Source organism: Providencia sp. PROV040 (genome assembly GCF_032706145.1).
Classification (GTDB): Bacteria; Pseudomonadota; Gammaproteobacteria; order Enterobacterales; family Enterobacteriaceae; genus Providencia; species Providencia hangzhouensis.
In genome coordinates this window covers 2,830,736-2,847,564 of record NZ_CP120530.1, presented here as the reverse complement: position 1 = coordinate 2,847,564, position 16,829 = coordinate 2,830,736, and the positions used below count along the sequence as shown (strand labels likewise).

Below are 16,829 nucleotides of genomic sequence, written 5' to 3'. Positions count from 1 at the left end.
AGTTTTATATAGGTTCTCATGGTTTAGCTTCACAACGGATCCCGAAAATATATTGATATGTCCAGTTAAATATTCTGATTGAGGAAATTATGAGTGATGAAGCATTTGCTAGGCCATATCCACCTCATGAGTTTATCGAATCATTTTCTCCGCACATAAAAATAACGACTGCTCCTGAGGTTAATGAGTGGGTACAGCAACACCTACTCAATGATGACGGTGATATTCATAATCCTGATCATATTCACTTAATTGATGCGGATATTTGTTTTATGTGGGCCTCAAACTCATTTAGTAAGAAAGGTCGGTATGTGTTAGGTCAATGTGAAGAAGTCATGATGCGTGCTGGTGGCTGGCAGAAAGCCAGAATGGAACAACAAATGTATGAATGGTTTGGTCGTATACCAAAGTTTGTTATCACATTAGCAGCTGATTACTGCGCTCAATGTTCGGATGCCGAGTTTTGTGCATTGATTGAGCATGAGCTTTACCATATAGCACAAGACATGGATGAATTTGGCTCACCCAAGTTCACACAGGAAGGTATGCCCAAGCTGAAATTAAGAGGGCATGATGTAGAAGAGTTTGTCGGCGTTGTTCGTCGATATGGCGCTAGTGAAGAGGTTCAAGCAATCATTGATGCCGCAAGCGAAAAGCCAGAAGTGGCTAGGTTGAATATATCCAGAGCGTGCGGAACCTGTTTAATGAAACTGGCTTAAATTTTTGACTAGTTTTGACAGGTATTGATTATGGTAGCGTTAAAATCAGAGATTAAAATTTATATTATTCAATCCCTTGCCTGCTATGACACCCCCTCTCAAGTGGTTGAGTCCGTCAAAAATGAATTTGGGTTAAAAGTGAGCCGCCAGCAAGTTGAATCTCATGACCCAACAAAGTCAAGTGGGCGTAAATTAGCGAAAAAGTGGGTAGAGCTTTTTAATGAAACCCGTGAACGATTCCAAACCGAAATAACAGACATTCCCATAGCGAATAAAGCCTACCGTTTGAGAATGCTAGACCGAATGGCGGTTAAAGCTGAGAACATGCGTAATTTTGCGTTAACGGCACAATTGGCTGAACAAGCTGCAAAAGAGTGTGGGGATGTTTATACCAACAGACACAAGGTAGAGCAGAAAGTTGAGACGACGCACAACATTATGCCTGTTCCTGCTTGTGACAGCGTGGATGATTGGGAGAAAGTCGCACAACAGCAACAGGGCGGGGTATTAGGTGAATGAATTACAACGTAGTTTGGAAGCCTTTACCCGGTTCGCAGTCGTTATCCTTAAGTTGCCCGTGCAATGAAATACTGTATGAAGGCACGCGAGGTCCCGGTAAAACAGCGGCACAACTTGCCCGTTTTAGGCGCAATGTGGGTATTGGCTATGGCTCATTTTGGCGCGGTATCATATTTGATACGGAATACAAAAACCTTGCTGACATCATCACGCAATCAAAACGTATGTATCGGTTGTTTAAAGATGGCGCTCGCTTTCTTGCTTCAGCCTCAGAATTGAGGTGGGTATGGCCCACAGGCGAAGAGCTACTATTTCGTTTTGGTAAAGAAGCGGATGATTATTGGGATTACCATGGCCAAGAGTTTCCCTTTATTGGCTTTAACGAATTAACCAAGCAAAAATCAGCCGATTTTTATGAAGCGATGTTCTCTTGTCGACGTTCATCATTTAGGCCAAAAGATTACCCCCTTGAAAATGGCACATTACTAAAGCCTATTCCGCTTGAGGTTTTCAGTACGACCAACCCGTTTGGTATTGGTCATACATGGGTGAAAAAGCGTTTTATCGAACCAAAGCCACGAGGAACGGTTATTCGGGAAACACAGAAAGTGTTTAACCCACAAACTGAGCGTGATGAAGAAATCACATTAACTCGCGTCGCTATCCACGGTTCATTTAAAGAAAACCCGTACTTAGATCCCCAATACATCGCAACGCTCATGAGCATTAAAGATCCAAACCGCAAAAAGGCGTGGGTGGAAGGTTCTTGGGATGTGACGAGCGGTGGGCGTTTTGACCATCTTTGGAATGCAACACACCATGTGATTAAGCCGTTTCAGATCCCCGACAGTTGGATTGTTGACCGCTCACATGACTGGGGGGAGTCAAAGCCATTTTCTAACTTGTGGTGGGCACAATCGGATGGTACCGAAGCCACATTACCCGATGGTCGTAAATTTTGTCCACCAGCCGGATCTTTAATCTTAATCGGTGAATGGTACGGTTGTCCCCCTGATGAGCTTAACAAAGGTCTGAACATGTCATCCACCAACGTGGCTAAAGGTATTAAGTGGATTGATCAGCGCTTGGCAGGGCTGGACTCTGCTATTCCGCAAGAAATAGTCAAAGATGGCCTAACTCAGGGGCAAATGAACATCATGCCCAATATCTGTAAAAAGGTGATTAAAGGCCCTGCAGATAATTCGATTTACACACCAAACGATGATGAGGACTCCATTGCACAAAAAATGGAAGCTCAAGGTGTCGAATGGATGAAAGCGAATAAAAACCCCGGCTCCCGTATCAATGGAGCATCACTATTTGCCGACATGCTCGAGGCAGTGATTGAAGGTAAAAAAACAGAAACAGGTATGCCGGAAAAGCCCGCCTTTTATGTGTTTGACTATTGCCGAGGGTGGATCAGTCGAGTCCCTGTTTTAGTTCGAGACTCTAAAAACCCTGATGATGTAGATACCGAGCAAGAAGATCATGATTGGGATAGTACACGTTATCGCGTTCTTCATAAGCCAGTTCGACCAGCCTTTGGCATTAATTTAGGAACCACTTTCTGATGAGTATAAATACTGTCGATTTTACTCGCCCTGAATACAAAGCGGCGGCACCTCAATGGAAGCTAGTCCGTGATGTGTGTCGAGGTGGTGAGGATATAAACACCTATTTGCCTGAGCTTATTGAACAAGATGATGCTCGCAAAAAGAAACGCAATAAGGACTATCAAGACCGCGCGGTGTTTTACCCAATAACAGGTAACACCCGTAACGGTATGATAGGGATGGCGTTTAAAAAGGATCCGCTCGTTGCAGTCACCGACAAGCTCGCTTGCTTAAAAGACGATGCAGATGGCGCGGGCTCAAGCATTTACCAATTGGCGCAATCCTCACTTGAATCAGTGTTGGAAGTGGGGCGTCACGGCCTGTATGTGGATTACAACAGTGATTCTAAATTGCCGTACATTTTCCAATACCAAGCTGAAGATATCATTAATTGGCGTACAGCGCGGATTAATGGTCGAACAATGTTAACGCTGGTGGTATTGCGTGAAACTGTTGAAGAAGAGGATGGATTTGGTTTTAAGGATGCGGTTCAATACCGCGTATTAGCCATGGAAGACGGTCATTTCATTTGCCGTGTTTATCGCAAGGCAGCAGGGCAAAGCGTATTTCAAATCGATTCTGAATACATGCCTGAGCGTGCGGGCAATGGCGTGTGGGATGAAATCCCGTTTACGTTTATTGGTGCTCAGAATAATGATCACACGATAGATGAAGCGCCATTACTGGGGCTTGCGAAGATTAACCTAGGCCACTATCGAAACTCGGCAGATTATGAGGACTCTGTTTTCTTCTGCGGTCAAGTTCAACCCTATATTGCAGGGCTAGATGTAGAGTGGCGTGATTATTTGGAAAAGAACGGCATGCTGGTGGGCTCCCGCTCACCTTTTTTGCTACCTAAAAACAGTACCTGTGGTTATATACAGGCACAGCCCAACATGCTGGCTAAAGAGGCGATGGACAGTAAGCGCGATTACATGGTTGCGCTGGGCGCTCAATTGGTATCTGCGGATAGTAAGGTCAAAACGGTTATTCAGTCTGTCGGTGAACAGAACGCCCAAACCTCCATTCTCAGTATCTGCTGCTCAAACGTGTCTGAAGCACTGAGTAAAGCCTTAACGTGGTGCGCCGAATATTTAGGACTTGATACGACGGATATTTCATTTGAAATTAACAAAGACCTCGTTAATCACATTGCAGATAGTGCGATGATCCGCGAAATAGTATCGGCATGGCAATCCAGCGCAATACGCAAGTCTGATTTAGTTCGTAGTTTGCAAAAATACGATGTCATCGACCCTGCTGATGATATTGAGGTGGTGGTGGATGAACTGAATAGCCAGCAGCCCACGATGGTAGGTGAAATGTGAAATCGGTGAATATGCAGTTAATGGATGAGTTAATTGCGCACTCACTCTTTTCAGGTCGCTATTCCACCAGCGTCGCTAAACGCATGGTCAAGGTATTGAATGCGTTTGACGCTGAGCTCACGGCAACATTAATTACCGCGCTGGATGATGCAGATATTGATATTAATAGCTTTACGGTTAGGCGGTTGGAGTCATTACTGTCCAGCGTCGAGCGAATCAATCGGCAAGCGGTAGATCGTGCGTTTGCGTTCTTATCGGATGAAATGAAGGCGTATGCTTTTCATGAAGTCAGTTTTTATCCCTCCCTGTTCAATGCGCTGCTGCCTGATGCCATATTACGCCATTATCCCTTTATGGGGATCAGCGAGGAGATGTTATACGCCTCAGCGATGTCTCGACCTTTCCAAGGGAAGTTATTGTCTGAGTGGGCATCAGGGTTAGAAAAAGACCGTATGACCCGTATCAGCAACACCGTGCGTCATGGTTATCTCAATGGGGATAGCGCCGTTCAAATCGGGCGAAAAATTCGTGGTCATGCGAAGCAAAATTATAAAGACGGCGCATTACAGATGAGTCGTGCGAATGCCACCACCCTAGCCAAAACGGCTATTAACCATGTGCAAGCCACTGCACGTGAACATTTAGTGGACGCCAATAAAGACATTATTGATTGTAAACAGTGGCTTTCAACACTGGATAACAAAACCTCTCATGATTGTATTGTGCGTGACAGGCTGAAATATACTTTAAACGGTCATCCGATTGGTCATAAGGTTCCCTATAAGCGCGGCCCCGGCAAAATCCATTGGGGATGCCGCTCAACGGAAACACTCATTCTTAAATCGTGGCGTGATTTAGGTATTGATGCCGATGAAATGGACGATGGGACTCGTGCGTCAATGGATGGGCAAGTTCCCGCTAAAACGACGTATTTAGAGTGGATCCAAAGGCAGCCCGAATGGCGACAGCGACAAGTATTTGGTGAAGTACGGTTTAGGTTAATGAAAGAGGGCGGCATGACCCCTTCTGAGTTTTATACCGATAAAGGCGAATTTATTCTGTTATCTGAATTAAAAGCACTGGATGAACGCGCATTTAAAGAGGCGGGTTATAGCTAATCAATACACTATTTAACAAGGTCACTTCGGTGGCCTTTTTTAATACCTAAATTCAGCTGAGGGCTGAACTAACTCAACGCGCTAGGCGCATCAATCCCAAGGGGAATCACATGTTATTTATGAATATCGAACGCAAATACTATTCACAGGCGGGTGGTGAGGATAAAGGGGGCGGTGCGGGTGGCGCACTCGAAATCACACCTGAAATTCAAACCCTTATCGACCAGCAAGTGTCTGGACTAAAAGCCAAGAACACCGAGTTACTCGGCAAAATCAAAGAGCAGGGCGACAACCTAAAACGCTTTGATGGTATCGATCCTGACACTGTGAAAGGGATGCTTAAACGCTTTGAAAATGACGAAGAAGCCAAACTCATTGCAGATGGCAAGATTGATGAAGTCATTAATAAGCGTACCGAGCGTATGCGGGGTGATGTTGATAAGCAATTAAAAGAGGCTAATACCCGAGTGGAAAAAGCGGAAGCCTTTGCCAATAAATTCCGCGCACGTGTGTTGGGCGATGAAATTCGTTCAGCGGCGGGTAAAGCTGGCGCATTAAGCAGTGCGCAAGAAGATTTAATTCTACGTGCCAAAGGCATTTTTCAAATCAACGACGAAGGTCAGGCCGTCGCTGTTGATGAAGATGGGGATCCAATCATGGGCAAAGATGGGCGAACTCCGCTATCCCCTATTGAATGGATTGAATCCCTGAAAGAAAGCGCACCACACTTATTCCCTGCCGCATCAGGTACAGACGCAGGGAAACATAAGCAAGGTGGTGCACACCTTAAACGTTCTCAAATGTCCGCCAGCGAAAAGGCTGAATATATTCGCCGCTATGGCCGTGACACCTATTTAAGACTTCCAAAAGAGTAAGGAAAGGCAGCAATGACAACAACAGTGAATAGTGATTTAGTGATTTATAACGATTTGGCACAAACCGCGTTCTTAGAGCGTCGCCAAGATAATTTAGCGGTATTCAACCAAGCATCGAATGGTGCCATTGTGCTAGATAACCTGTTTATTGAAGGCGATTTCCGTAAACGTGCTTTCTATCAAATCGGCGGATCCATTGAGCACCGTGATGTTAACTCAACGGAAAAAGTGGATAGTAAAAAAATCGGCGCGGGTGAATCGGTTGATGTCAAAGCGCCGTGGAAATATGGTCCATACGCAACAACCGAAGAGGCATTTAAACGACGTGGTCGCGATGTCTCTGAGTTCTCAGAGCTGGTGGGCACGGATGCAGCAGATGCTTCCCTTGAGGGTTACATTAAATACTCGCTGGCGGCATTGGCAGCAGCCATCGGGAGTAATAAAGCAATGGTTGTTACAGCGGATATTGCCACCGACGGTAAGAAAACACTGACCAAAGGGTTACGTAAATACGGTGATAAATTCAACCGTGTTAATTTGTTTGTCATGCACTCAACGACCTATTTTGACATTGTTGATCAGGCTATTGATAACAAAGTGTATGAAGAAGCGGGTGTGGTTATCTATGGTGGTCAGCCCGGCACGCTGGGGAAACCTGTTCTCGTGACAGATACCGCGCCAGTGGATGCTATTTTTGGTCTTGTTCCTGGTGCGGTGACTATCACCGAATCTCAAGAGCCAACTTTCCGCTCATTTAACATTAATGATAAGGAAAACTTGGAAATTGGCTATCGTGGTGAGGGCACAGTAAATGTGGGTGTTCTAGGCTATAGCTGGGATGAAACTAAGGGTGAGAACCCTGATTTAACTAAACTCGGCACAGAAGGTAACTGGAAGAAGCATTTTAAGAGTGACAAGATGACTGCAGGTGTGATGATTAAACTGACCACCGAAGCGGGAAAGTAACTCTGTCAGCGGATAAAACGTCTGCTATCGCTGACAGTGCCGATGTTGTGACTGTTACACTCAATTACACCAAGGGAAGCTCGCCAGTTGAGGGGGCTACCGTTAATTGGTCAACAACGGGTGGTAATTTGAGCGTGACATCCTCTAAGACGGGCAAAGCGGGAGGCGCGACAGTGAAACTGACCTCTGATACCGACGGTCAATTCATTGTCACGGCAACAGTCGATGGAGTGACTCAGTCAACGGATGAAATTACATTTACGGCTAAGCCACCTGAAAGTGGTGAATAATTTAAAGGGGTGTAATACCCCTTTCTTATTTTGAGGGGCTTATGATTGATTCAGATAAAACCTCCCTGACCTTTAACAGCTATGCCAGCGTAGCGGATTTAAAGGCCTATGCTTCAGCAAGGCAGTTAACACTCCCTAATGAGGGATTAGAGGGATTGCTCATTGTTGCCATGGACTATCTCGAATCCCAAAAGTGGTTAGGTAAGCGAACCGATGTTCATCAGCCGCTGTCTTTTCCACGCACGGGATTAATTCGCGATGGTATTGCGGTTTCAAGTGAGGTTATCCCTCAGCAAGTTATCCAAGCCCAATGCCGCTTAGCGATTGAATCTCAAGAAAACGACCTGCAACCCACTTTAGGCGGGGAAATCATTGCGGAACGCATTGAGGGCGCAATTGATTTGAAATACGCGGAAGGCACCAATACCGGCGCACCGAATTTCGCTTGGTTGAAAGGTTTGTTATCGGGCTTGATTGATATCTCTGAGGGGTTCGCCATTAATACGTTTGCAATGAGGTAGCTATGAATATCTATCAGCGTGGTCACCACACAGCATTGCGAATGCTGAAGAAATACGGTGCTTCATACCCAGTTAAACGGGATGGCAAGCATTGGGTTGATGATGAGACGGGAAAAGAGCACCACGAGGCTGAAACCGAGTTTCTTGCCACAGGAGTTAAGGTGCAATACAAACCCCATGATATTGACGGGACGCTTATTCTGGCGACGGATATCAAAATGGTCTTTTCACCCGCCTCGGTTATTCAGAAAGGGGATCGGGTATTCGTTGACGGCGTGTGGTTACGTGTTCAAGAGCCTAACCCGATTCAACCTGCTGAACTCGTGATTTGCTATCAATCTCAATTGAGGGCGTGACATGTCACAATCATTTATGCGTTCAATTAACCTGTTTGTTGATAGTGCCCAAGCAGACATGGAAGCGGTTGTTAAGAAAACGGGGTTTAAAATTTTGGCCCAGCTGGTTCAAATGTCACCTGTCGGTAATCCTGAACTCTGGGAAGTCAACCAGACGGCAGTCAGTTATAACCAAGCAGTATTTGAACACAATGAAGAACTTAGGAAAGACCCTAATAACCTTACCCCGAAGAAACGTCAGCTAAAAAAACGCGTTCGTGTCAATGATTCCATGGATATCAAAGCCCCTCCGGGTTATACCGGTGGGCGGTTTCGGGGTAACTGGCAAGTGACGTTTGATACACCTGCAGACGGTGAGACAGGACGAATTGATAAATCAGGCCGCATGACCGTCTCTATGGGGAACTATGTGCTTGAGCACTTCAAGGTAGGTATGAGTGCCATCTACTTTACCAATAATGTGCCCTATGCTTACCCGTTAGAAATGGGCCATTCAAAGCAAGCCCCGAATAGTATGGTGGCTATCACTGCACAGAATGTGAGTCAGTTTTTTAGAGAGGCCATGGCTGAGGTGAAATCATGAAGCAATCCGAAATTAATCAGTCAATACGTGCGCTGGTGGCTCAAATTGCGAAGCAAGCGGGGTTAAAGGTGGCATGGCCTAATATGGCTTTTGATGAAATTAACTCCCCTTATCTGCAAATGCATATTTTACCCGCGGCAACTGAGAATATGGGGCTAGCGCTCGATATGCCGATTTTAAAAGGGATCATTCAAATTAATATTGTGGGTAAGGTGGGGAGCGGTGATGAACACTTAAGCCTGATTGCGGATAACATTAAAGCTCAGCTTGAAAATGGGCTCACACTGACCAAAACCCTTTATCTCAACAGTGAGCCAAATCAATTACCCCCTCTCGTGGGGGATACCCACTACACCATTCCCATACGCACATCCTATCGATGTGATTCAGTTCGATAACACCGCCAGCTGGCGGTTTTTTTATGCATAAATAAAGAGGTTCATTATGGCGGAATATAGCATTCCTAATGGTTCTACTGTTTCGGTTTCCAGTGGATATGGTGAAGCAATCGCGATTACTGCCGCATCGAATGCCAGTGAGGTTGTTCTTACTGTTGCAAGCGCGGGCGATATTAAAGCGGGTGATGTTGTGATTATCAGTGACAGCTGGAGTAATTTAAATGGCCCTAAACGGGTTAAAACGGTTGCAGCCAGCAATATCACCATTGAAGGCTTTGACAGTACGGATAAATCTAAATATCCAGCAGAAGAAGCAATGGGCACTATCAAGAAGGTCACGGGTTGGACGCAAATCAAACGTGTGACGACGGTGGGCATTGAAGGGGGCGACCAGCAGTCCACCAGCATTCAGTTTCTTGAGGATGATCAGGCAATCAGCCTTGATACCTTTAAGAACCCGTACATCATTACTTACACATTAGCTTATAACGCCGATGCTAAACATCATGCCTTATTGCTGGATTATGATGAAAGTAAATCGCTGGTGGCTGTGCGTTTTTATAATAAACGCGCCGAGCAAGATCGCTATTATTTGGCATCGACCTCGTATAAAGAAATCCCTGATACGGCGGTGAACGAAATTGAAACAACGACTGTTCGCTTCTCTTTGCGTTCTAAACAGTCTGTCTACGCCCACGCAAAGTAATCCCGGTATCTGAGCTCACCATTGATAAACCGATTGCCACAGGTGTTGTGGGAGAGGTGATTTTACTCAACCTCACCTTAACACCTGCCAATACATCCAATCAGAATGCGATGTGGAAGAGCTCTGATACCGCAAAAGCGACTGTGAATAGCACAGGTCAAGTTACACTAAAAGCCGCGGGTAAAGTGACTATCACTGCCACTGTTGACGGTGTGACAGTCAATTCAGTTATTACAATCAATGAAAAGGCGAATAATGGCTAAGTTAACCTACAACCCAACACCGACATTTGAACACACCGTCAAAATCACAACACCTGACGGTAAACAAGGTGATTTACCGTTTGTATTCGTTCACAAAAAAATGAGTGAACTGGATGAGATGGGGAAAGCTGACGATCTAACCGATACAGGATTCTTGCTTCAGATTGCGAAAGGGTGGGGATTTAAAGATCGCGAGTTTAACCACGATAATGTGGCAGAATTTTTCGATAACTACCCAGGGGCAGCTTTCGAAATTTTTACTTCCTATCGCCAAGCGCTCTTAGGTATTCGGGAAAAAAACTCCTAGCGGTTGCGCAGGCACTTTACAGTAAGCCACTGTCAGCGATTGAATTAGATTTGCTGGGGGATCTTGATGATGATGACATTGAGGTTACCCCAGATATTGAAGCTTCAGTCACGCTATTCCAAGCGCTATCAACACAATGGCGGGTCAGTATGGATGGTCCTACTGGGATTGATTATACCGTTATTCCCATGCTGGCCAGCGCTTACGGTATTTGTGATCTGGCAACCGTGATTAAAGATATTCAACTGATGGAGTCAAAAGCTTTAGAATTGATCCATAAAAAATAGTGCGGTGATACCCTAGTATTTATGTGCACTAAACAGGTTTTATTGTGTATGCATGTATTGTTTTAGTTCCTAAAAATGATCTTTACAATTTAAATGCTTAGAATATACTGTATATAAATACAGTTATATTTTGGTGCATCATGAAGCTAGAACTTATCGATTCCGAGTCAATTATCAATATTCCACTTTTCCTAGACCGTGTGCCTGCGGGATTTCCATCACCTGCGGCTGACTATATGGAAGAGAGGATAAACCTTAACAGTACGCTGATTAAGCACCCTGACAGTACGTACATGTTGCGTGTCGAAGGTAATTCGATGATTGATGCGAATATCAATGATGGTGACGTTGTTATTGTTGATAGCGCGCTTGTTGCAAAGGATGGGGATATTGTTATCGCTAGCGTTGATGGTGAATTCACAGTAAAGAGACTGAAGTCTCATCCACCTATGTTAATGCCTATGAACCCTGACTTTCAACCTATACACATAGGTGACACACAGGACTTACAGATATTTGGTGTCGTAACGTTCATCATCCATAAGGCGCAATAATGTTCGCGCTTGTTGATGTTAATTCGTTTTATGCGAGCTGCGAGAAAGTATTTAGGCCAGACTTAGCGGGAAAGCCAGTAATCGTCCTGAGTAACAATGATGGTTGCGTGATTGCCCGGTCAGCGGAAGCAAAAAAACTCGGTGTAAAAATGGGTGAGCTTTACTATGAGCGAAGAAGTTATTACCGACAAAATAACATCAACATATTTAGTTCTAACTATGCGTTATATGCTGACATGAGCAATAGAGTGATGTCGCTGTTATCAATGTATGCTCCACGCTTGGAGATATATTCGGTAGATGAGGCGTTCCTTGATTTCACTGGTATGGCTCATACATTTAATCTAGAAGAATACGGGCGAGAGATTCAATCAACAATATTGCAGCGAACACATTTGCCAGTGGGCGTTGGAATAGGCCCAACTAAAACTCTGGCTAAGATTGCTAATCACGCATCTAAAACGTGGAAGAAAACTGGCGGTGTGGTCGAGCTATCTGATAGAAATCGGCAAAAAAAGTTGCTGTCACTTATTCCGATTGAGGAAGTGTGGGGCATTGGTCGTAGAATCTCAGCTAAGTTAAGAGTTATGGGTATCTATACTGCTTTAGACTTAGCCGATGCGCCAGTGGCCACAATACGTAAAACCTTTGGCGTAACGCTAGAAAGGACGCTCCGCGAACTAAATGGCGAGTCTTGCATTGAGCTTGAAGAAGTCAGGAAGGTTAAGCAGCAAATACTATGCTCACGTTCTTTCGGTAAGAAAGTTTTAGATATTGAAACTATGCGCAAGGCAGTTTGTGATTACGCAGAGCGTGCAGCGGAGAAGCTACGCGAAGAAAAGCAGCGATGCCGAATCATTGGCCTATTCATACAAACAAGTCGCCATGCATCAGGCGATGATTATGCCAACAGCGTCAGCATTAGGCTTGAATACCCTAGCAGCGACACGCGGGACATCATCAATGCTGCCATGCGTGGATTAGATTCCATATGGCGAGATGGTTACCGCTACTATAAAGCAGGGATAATGTTGTCTGACTTCACAGATTCAGACATTACTCAGTTCGATATGTTTTCGACTCAAAAGCCATTTAAAAACAGTGATGAACTGATGAAAACATTAGACACAATAAACAATAGAGGCCTAGGCAAAGTCTGGTTTGCTGCGAAAGGTGGTGATCGTGGATATCAGATGAAGCGAGAAATGTTATCACCAGCATACACAACAAATTTCAATGAGTTACCAGTAGTAAAAGCAAAGTAATCCACTTCAACTATTATTATGGTTGTATTTCTCCAAAAAATCCCTTTTGCTTCAATTTGCATCCTCGCTAAGCTAACATTACTGAAACTAACAGGTGGGATGGATAGATGAGAAAACTATTATTAGGACTTTTACTTTGCTCTGTTGGATTTGGGGCTGTTGCTGACTGGAAGTATTCGGAGAAAGTTGATGAAATGCGGGGAACTACTCAGTACTTTGCAAGCTTAGCACCTGAAAAAGAAAACGAAGGTGTGAAGTTAATAATTAAAGCTGAAAGCCAAAATAATCAAGAGGTGTATGATTTCCATTTTGAACTAGAAGGTGGTGACTTTGATTGCAAATTGGGTAAGCTGTGTTCAGGCCTTATAAAGATTAATAATCATAAAATCAAAGAGCTGCTTGTCGAAGTTGATAAAGTTCGACAATCCGAGGCTTCAATAATTGGCGCTTTTAAATTTGCAAATGATTTAGCCGATTCACGAACTATCTACATAGAAGTCCCTGTATTTGGCAAAGGCATGATGCAATTTAAGTACGAACCCAATAAACTAAAATGGTTGATGTAACAATCATCCACAGTCACATATAACCACCTTCGGGTGGTTTTTTTGTACCCGAGGAAAGTTATGACACAAGAAATAGCCAGTATTTCATTTAAGGTCAGCACTAGCGAGCTCGAAAAAGGCTCTAAAGCACTAAATGATTTACAACAAGCCGCCAGCAGAACAGACCAATCCATAGATGAGTTAAATAGTACATTTAAACAATCTGAACCCGCACATAAAGCGGCAGCCCGTTCTATTTCCGAGTTAACCCAAAGGCAAAAGGAAACTGCTGTAGCTGTTGAGGCTATGAATGCGAAGTATAAGGAAAATGCCTCATCACTGCGAGATCAGATTCAGTCTATAAAGAAAGCCGGTGATGCAAGTAACCAATTTGCAGAGATCCTAAAAAGACTGAACAGCCAGTATGAAAGTGGAAGAATTAGCGGAGTACATTTTGCCATACTGGAAAATCAGATTAAAAAAGCAGTCAGAGAGACCGAAACCGGGAATACAAAAGTTGCTGATTCGTTCGCGAGGCAAATTGAAAGCATTGAAAAAGTATCGGGTTCTACAGCAAAACTGACCGCAATAAGAGAAAATCTGACCCAAGTATACCAAAAAGGCAACATTGATACCGAGCGGTATCAGGCATTACTTGAAGATATCACTAATCGTACCAGTGGATTATCTGTTGCTGAAAAAGAGCTTTCTGTACTAAAGGACTCTTTCCTACGAAAAATGCATGAGCAAGTTTTTCTGTATGGCGCTAGTAAAACTGAAATGTTGTCGTACAAAGCCGCTCAAATGGGGATTTCAAAAGAAGCAGCTCCCATCATCACCCAGATGAAAAAGCAGGAAGAACGCACAGCAAGGCTGGCTTCCGAGCAAAAACAAGCGGCGCAAGCCGCAAGAGAGCTAGCCAGAGAACAACAACTGGTCGCAGCGGCTGAAGCTAGGGAGGTTCAAACTAAAGAAAACTTTATTCAAGCGTTGAAAAATGAAGCGGACGCAATAGGTAAAACAAAATCTGAATTGCTACAAATGAAAGCGGCTCAATTAGGTGTGAGTCAACAGGCTGAACCGTATTTAGCGAAGTTAAAACAGCAAGATCAGGCCTACCGCAATGGCGCTATTACATTAGGGCAGTATCGTAATGCTATGCGGCAATTACCGATGCAAATGACGGATATTGTGACGTCATTAGCTTCCGGCATGCCTATTTGGTTGGTCATGGTTCAGCAAGGCGGGCAGATTAAAGACTCCTTTGGTGGTGTTGGGAATTCATTTAAAGCGGTATTGTCATTAATTACACCAATGCGTATTGCAATGTTAGGGCTGGTGGGAGTGACTGGTTCATTAGCAATTGCAGCTTATAAAGGCTCGAAAGAATTCACTGAGTACAATAAGCAGCTTATTTTGACCGGGAGTTATGCAGGAAAAACCGCTTCGCAACTTGATTCATTGGCTAAACAGCTTTCTGGTAATGGTATTACGCAATATCGTATGGCCGATGCATTAGCGAAAGTGGTTGGCTCTGGTGCATTCTCAGGCAATCAAGTCGGTATTGTTGCTGATATTTCTGCGAAGATGGAAAAAGCAGTCGGGCAGGATATTGATAAAACGATTGAGCACTTTAAACGTCTTAAAGATGATCCAGTTAAAGCGGTAACAGAGTTAAATAACTCGTTGCATTTTTTAACCGCTAAGCAATATGAGCAAATTGCGGCAGCAGAAGCGCAAGGCCGCACTGAAAAAGCGGCTGAACTAGCTACGAAAGCCTATGCCGAGGCAATGAATCAGCGCTCAATGTCTATTGTGGATAACCTTGGTACTTTAGAACGTGCGTGGAATTGGATTGAGAACGCCGCGACTAAAGGTTGGGATGCTATGTTAGGTGTAGGACGAAATCCGGGTCTTGCACTCGAAAGGCAGACCGCTTTTACTGAATTACAGGAAGCGCAAAAAGAGTACAAAAGGCGAGCTCAAAACTTAAGCTATAGCGAAGGATACAAAGGAGATAATCCGAGCATAAGGAGAGATGCAGAGCGTTTAAAGGAAGCTGAGCGTGAAGTTGAACTCAAAACACAAGCCTACGAACTTATTGACAAAGCGTGGGCAGCAGATGGGCTAAAAGTTGAGCGTGAGCGATTGGCTCGACAAGATGAAGAAAGGGCGATTAAGAACCAAGAGCTTTTCAACGCTAAAGTTAGGCAAGGCCAAACAGCTGCTCAGCGCCGCAATGAGGAAGAAAAAGAGCTTAATCGACTAATCCTAGAAAATAAACGCGACGCTAAAGAAGGTCGAGCGTCTCTTTTTACTCAAGAAGATATTGAGGCTGCTAGGAGGGGGATTCAGGAACGAAATAAAGACAAAAAAACGCCTAAAGGCTCATCTTTCCGCCCTGATTACGGTACCCGCCCTGATTACGGTACCCGCCATGATGAAGATCTCCAAAAGCAGCTTTTAGCACTCGAGGCGCAAACAAAAGTGGCTCGTGATTTCTCACAAACAGGTGACCGCATTGTGAGTAATGAACGAAAGCAACTTATGCTTACTGAGGCCCAATTCACTATCTTGGATAGGATTGTTAAAAATGGTGAACGTCAATTAACGGCTGATGAAAAATCACTGCTAATGAGACGCGAGTCTATTTTATCTGGACAGCGTGAACTAGCAGTTAAAGGTGATGCTTTAGAAAAGCAAAACCGCGAAAACAAGCTGCTTGAGGAAAGAGCTAAGCGTGTTGCTGAAATTGAAGACCGGATCCGAGCGTTACGCGGTAGCGCAGGATTAACCGATAGACAATACCAGCGTAATATCGCATTAGAAAAGGCGGATTCACCCGAGCAAAAAGCCAAGTTAGAAGAGTTTTACCGTGAGGAAGATGAACTTCGGGGAAACTGGCGTGACGGTATCAAAAAGGGCTTTGCGGAGTTTGAAGAAGATGCAACCAATACTTATGGAAAAGTCGCCCAAGCCTCGCAGTTTGCTTTTGTTGGAATGACTAATTCTCTTACGGATTGGGCTATGACAGGCAAGGCTAATTTTGGTGATTTTGGGCGTTCGTTTGCTCGGATGGTTACCGATATGCTGATAAAGGCTGCAGCACTAAAGGCGATGACAGCAGCATTTGGTGGTACTAGCTTTGGTAACTTCTTAGGTATGAAGCCGGGCTTTGCGCGTGGTGGTTTTACGGGGTCAGGTGACAAGTACGAACCAGCAGGCGTTGTCCATAAAGGTGAGTTTGTTTTCACAAAAGAAGCCACAAGTCGTTTAGGTATTACCTCGCTAATGTCATTAATGAAAAGTGCCGAAAAGGGTTATGCTTCTGGTGGATACGTTGGAAACAATCATCCTATGGCGAATGTGCCTGTTCAGCGTATGTATGGAATGCAAGGCGCTGGTGGCGTTAATGTAAACCTTAATCTTGGCGGTATTAATGTTGAGGCGGGGCAAGTGCAGCAGCAACAAAATACTTTTTCTAATATGGACTTAAATTCTATTGAAAGATCCCTGACAAATAAGATTAAGCAGCTTTTGGTCAGTGAAGGGCAGGAAGGTGGCGATCTGTATAAAATAGTCAAAGCCATTACAGGTAACAGATATTAATTAAGAG

At 44.3% G+C, this 16,829-nt stretch carries 20 protein-coding genes; all 20 read left to right on the top strand.

Going from position 1 to position 16,829, the window contains the following annotated elements; genetic code table 11:
* Window positions 1-89: 89 nt before the first annotated feature.
* The 20 genes from P3L40_RS13060 to P3L40_RS12965 all read left to right on the top strand — a co-directional run bounded on the left by P3L40_RS13060 (window position 90) and on the right by P3L40_RS12965 (window position 16,822).
* On the top strand, window positions 90-719 hold the full coding sequence (locus P3L40_RS13060; protein WP_272693235.1) for a putative metallopeptidase: 630 nt from the start codon (window positions 90-92) through the stop codon (window positions 717-719).
* 30 nt (window positions 720-749) lie between these two features.
* A complete protein-coding gene (locus P3L40_RS13055; protein ID WP_272693236.1) occupies window positions 750-1,238 on the top strand; it encodes a DUF2280 domain-containing protein in 489 nt (162 codons plus the stop codon).
* Window positions 1,235-2,809 carry a terminase gene (locus tag P3L40_RS13050; RefSeq protein ID WP_272693237.1) on the top strand — a complete coding sequence of 525 codons (1,575 nt, stop codon included), beginning with the start codon at window positions 1,235-1,237 and terminating at the stop codon, window positions 2,807-2,809. The genes P3L40_RS13055 and P3L40_RS13050 overlap by 4 nt, the downstream gene beginning before the upstream one ends.
* Window positions 2,809-4,179 carry a DUF4055 domain-containing protein gene (locus tag P3L40_RS13045; protein WP_272693238.1) on the top strand — a complete coding sequence of 457 codons (1,371 nt, stop codon included), beginning with the start codon at window positions 2,809-2,811 and terminating at the stop codon, window positions 4,177-4,179. The genes P3L40_RS13050 and P3L40_RS13045 overlap by 1 nt, the downstream gene beginning before the upstream one ends.
* The gene (locus P3L40_RS13040) at window positions 4,176-5,297 is read left to right on the top strand and encodes a hypothetical protein (protein ID WP_272693239.1); all 1,122 of its coding nucleotides are present in this window, start codon (window positions 4,176-4,178) and stop codon (window positions 5,295-5,297) included. Before P3L40_RS13045 ends, P3L40_RS13040 begins: the two co-directional genes overlap by 4 nt.
* 110 nt (window positions 5,298-5,407) lie before the next feature.
* A complete protein-coding gene (locus P3L40_RS13035) occupies window positions 5,408-6,172 on the top strand; it encodes a hypothetical protein (RefSeq protein WP_164528714.1) in 765 nt (254 codons plus the stop codon).
* A 12-nt stretch (window positions 6,173-6,184) separates the two neighbouring features.
* The gene (locus P3L40_RS13030) at window positions 6,185-7,138 is read left to right on the top strand and encodes a major capsid protein (RefSeq protein WP_164528715.1); all 954 of its coding nucleotides are present in this window, start codon (window positions 6,185-6,187) and stop codon (window positions 7,136-7,138) included.
* Between the two features lie 47 nt (window positions 7,139-7,185).
* Window positions 7,186-7,428: an Ig-like domain-containing protein gene (locus P3L40_RS13025; RefSeq protein ID WP_316927974.1), complete on the top strand. Its 243-nt coding sequence runs from the start codon at window positions 7,186-7,188 to the stop codon at window positions 7,426-7,428.
* A gap of 41 nt (window positions 7,429-7,469) precedes the next feature.
* The gene (locus P3L40_RS13020) at window positions 7,470-7,949 is read left to right on the top strand and encodes a DnaT-like ssDNA-binding protein (RefSeq protein ID WP_196718800.1); all 480 of its coding nucleotides are present in this window, start codon (window positions 7,470-7,472) and stop codon (window positions 7,947-7,949) included.
* A 41-nt stretch (window positions 7,950-7,990) separates the two neighbouring features.
* Window positions 7,991-8,305 (top strand): hypothetical protein, encoded by a 315-nt coding sequence (locus P3L40_RS13015; protein WP_272693253.1) that lies wholly within the window; start codon window positions 7,991-7,993, stop codon window positions 8,303-8,305.
* 1 nt (window position 8,306) lies between these two features.
* Window positions 8,307-8,888: a hypothetical protein gene (locus tag P3L40_RS13010; protein WP_272693240.1), complete on the top strand. Its 582-nt coding sequence runs from the start codon at window positions 8,307-8,309 to the stop codon at window positions 8,886-8,888.
* On the top strand, window positions 8,885-9,286 hold the full coding sequence (locus P3L40_RS13005; RefSeq protein ID WP_272693241.1) for a phage tail terminator-like protein: 402 nt from the start codon (window positions 8,885-8,887) through the stop codon (window positions 9,284-9,286). Before P3L40_RS13010 ends, P3L40_RS13005 begins: the two co-directional genes overlap by 4 nt.
* A gap of 46 nt (window positions 9,287-9,332) precedes the next feature.
* Window positions 9,333-9,992 carry a phage tail tube protein gene (locus P3L40_RS13000; protein WP_110592001.1) on the top strand — a complete coding sequence of 220 codons (660 nt, stop codon included), beginning with the start codon at window positions 9,333-9,335 and terminating at the stop codon, window positions 9,990-9,992.
* A gap of 56 nt (window positions 9,993-10,048) precedes the next feature.
* On the top strand, window positions 10,049-10,255 hold the full coding sequence (locus tag P3L40_RS12995) for an Ig domain-containing protein (RefSeq protein ID WP_316927973.1): 207 nt from the start codon (window positions 10,049-10,051) through the stop codon (window positions 10,253-10,255).
* Complete coding sequence (locus P3L40_RS12990; protein WP_164528721.1) at window positions 10,248-10,562, top strand: phage tail assembly chaperone; 315 nt, start codon at window positions 10,248-10,250, stop codon at window positions 10,560-10,562. Before P3L40_RS12995 ends, P3L40_RS12990 begins: the two co-directional genes overlap by 8 nt.
* Before the next feature lie 50 nt (window positions 10,563-10,612).
* Entirely contained in the window at window positions 10,613-10,849 is a 237-nt protein-coding gene (locus P3L40_RS12985) for a DUF1799 domain-containing protein (RefSeq protein ID WP_181420508.1), read from the top strand.
* Between the two features lie 140 nt (window positions 10,850-10,989).
* On the top strand, window positions 10,990-11,403 hold the full coding sequence (umuD, locus tag P3L40_RS12980; RefSeq protein ID WP_110591997.1) for a translesion error-prone DNA polymerase V autoproteolytic subunit: 414 nt from the start codon (window positions 10,990-10,992) through the stop codon (window positions 11,401-11,403).
* Window positions 11,403-12,668: a translesion error-prone DNA polymerase V subunit UmuC gene (umuC, locus tag P3L40_RS12975; RefSeq protein ID WP_110591996.1), complete on the top strand. Its 1,266-nt coding sequence runs from the start codon at window positions 11,403-11,405 to the stop codon at window positions 12,666-12,668. Before umuD ends, umuC begins: the two co-directional genes overlap by 1 nt.
* A gap of 107 nt (window positions 12,669-12,775) precedes the next feature.
* Window positions 12,776-13,234 (top strand): hypothetical protein, encoded by a 459-nt coding sequence (locus P3L40_RS12970; RefSeq protein WP_110591995.1) that lies wholly within the window; start codon window positions 12,776-12,778, stop codon window positions 13,232-13,234.
* Window positions 13,235-13,294: 60 nt separating this feature from the next.
* Window positions 13,295-16,822, top strand: a complete 3,528-nt coding sequence (locus tag P3L40_RS12965) for a phage tail tape measure protein (protein WP_272693242.1) — start codon at window positions 13,295-13,297, stop codon at window positions 16,820-16,822.
* Window positions 16,823-16,829: the final 7 nt, after the last annotated feature.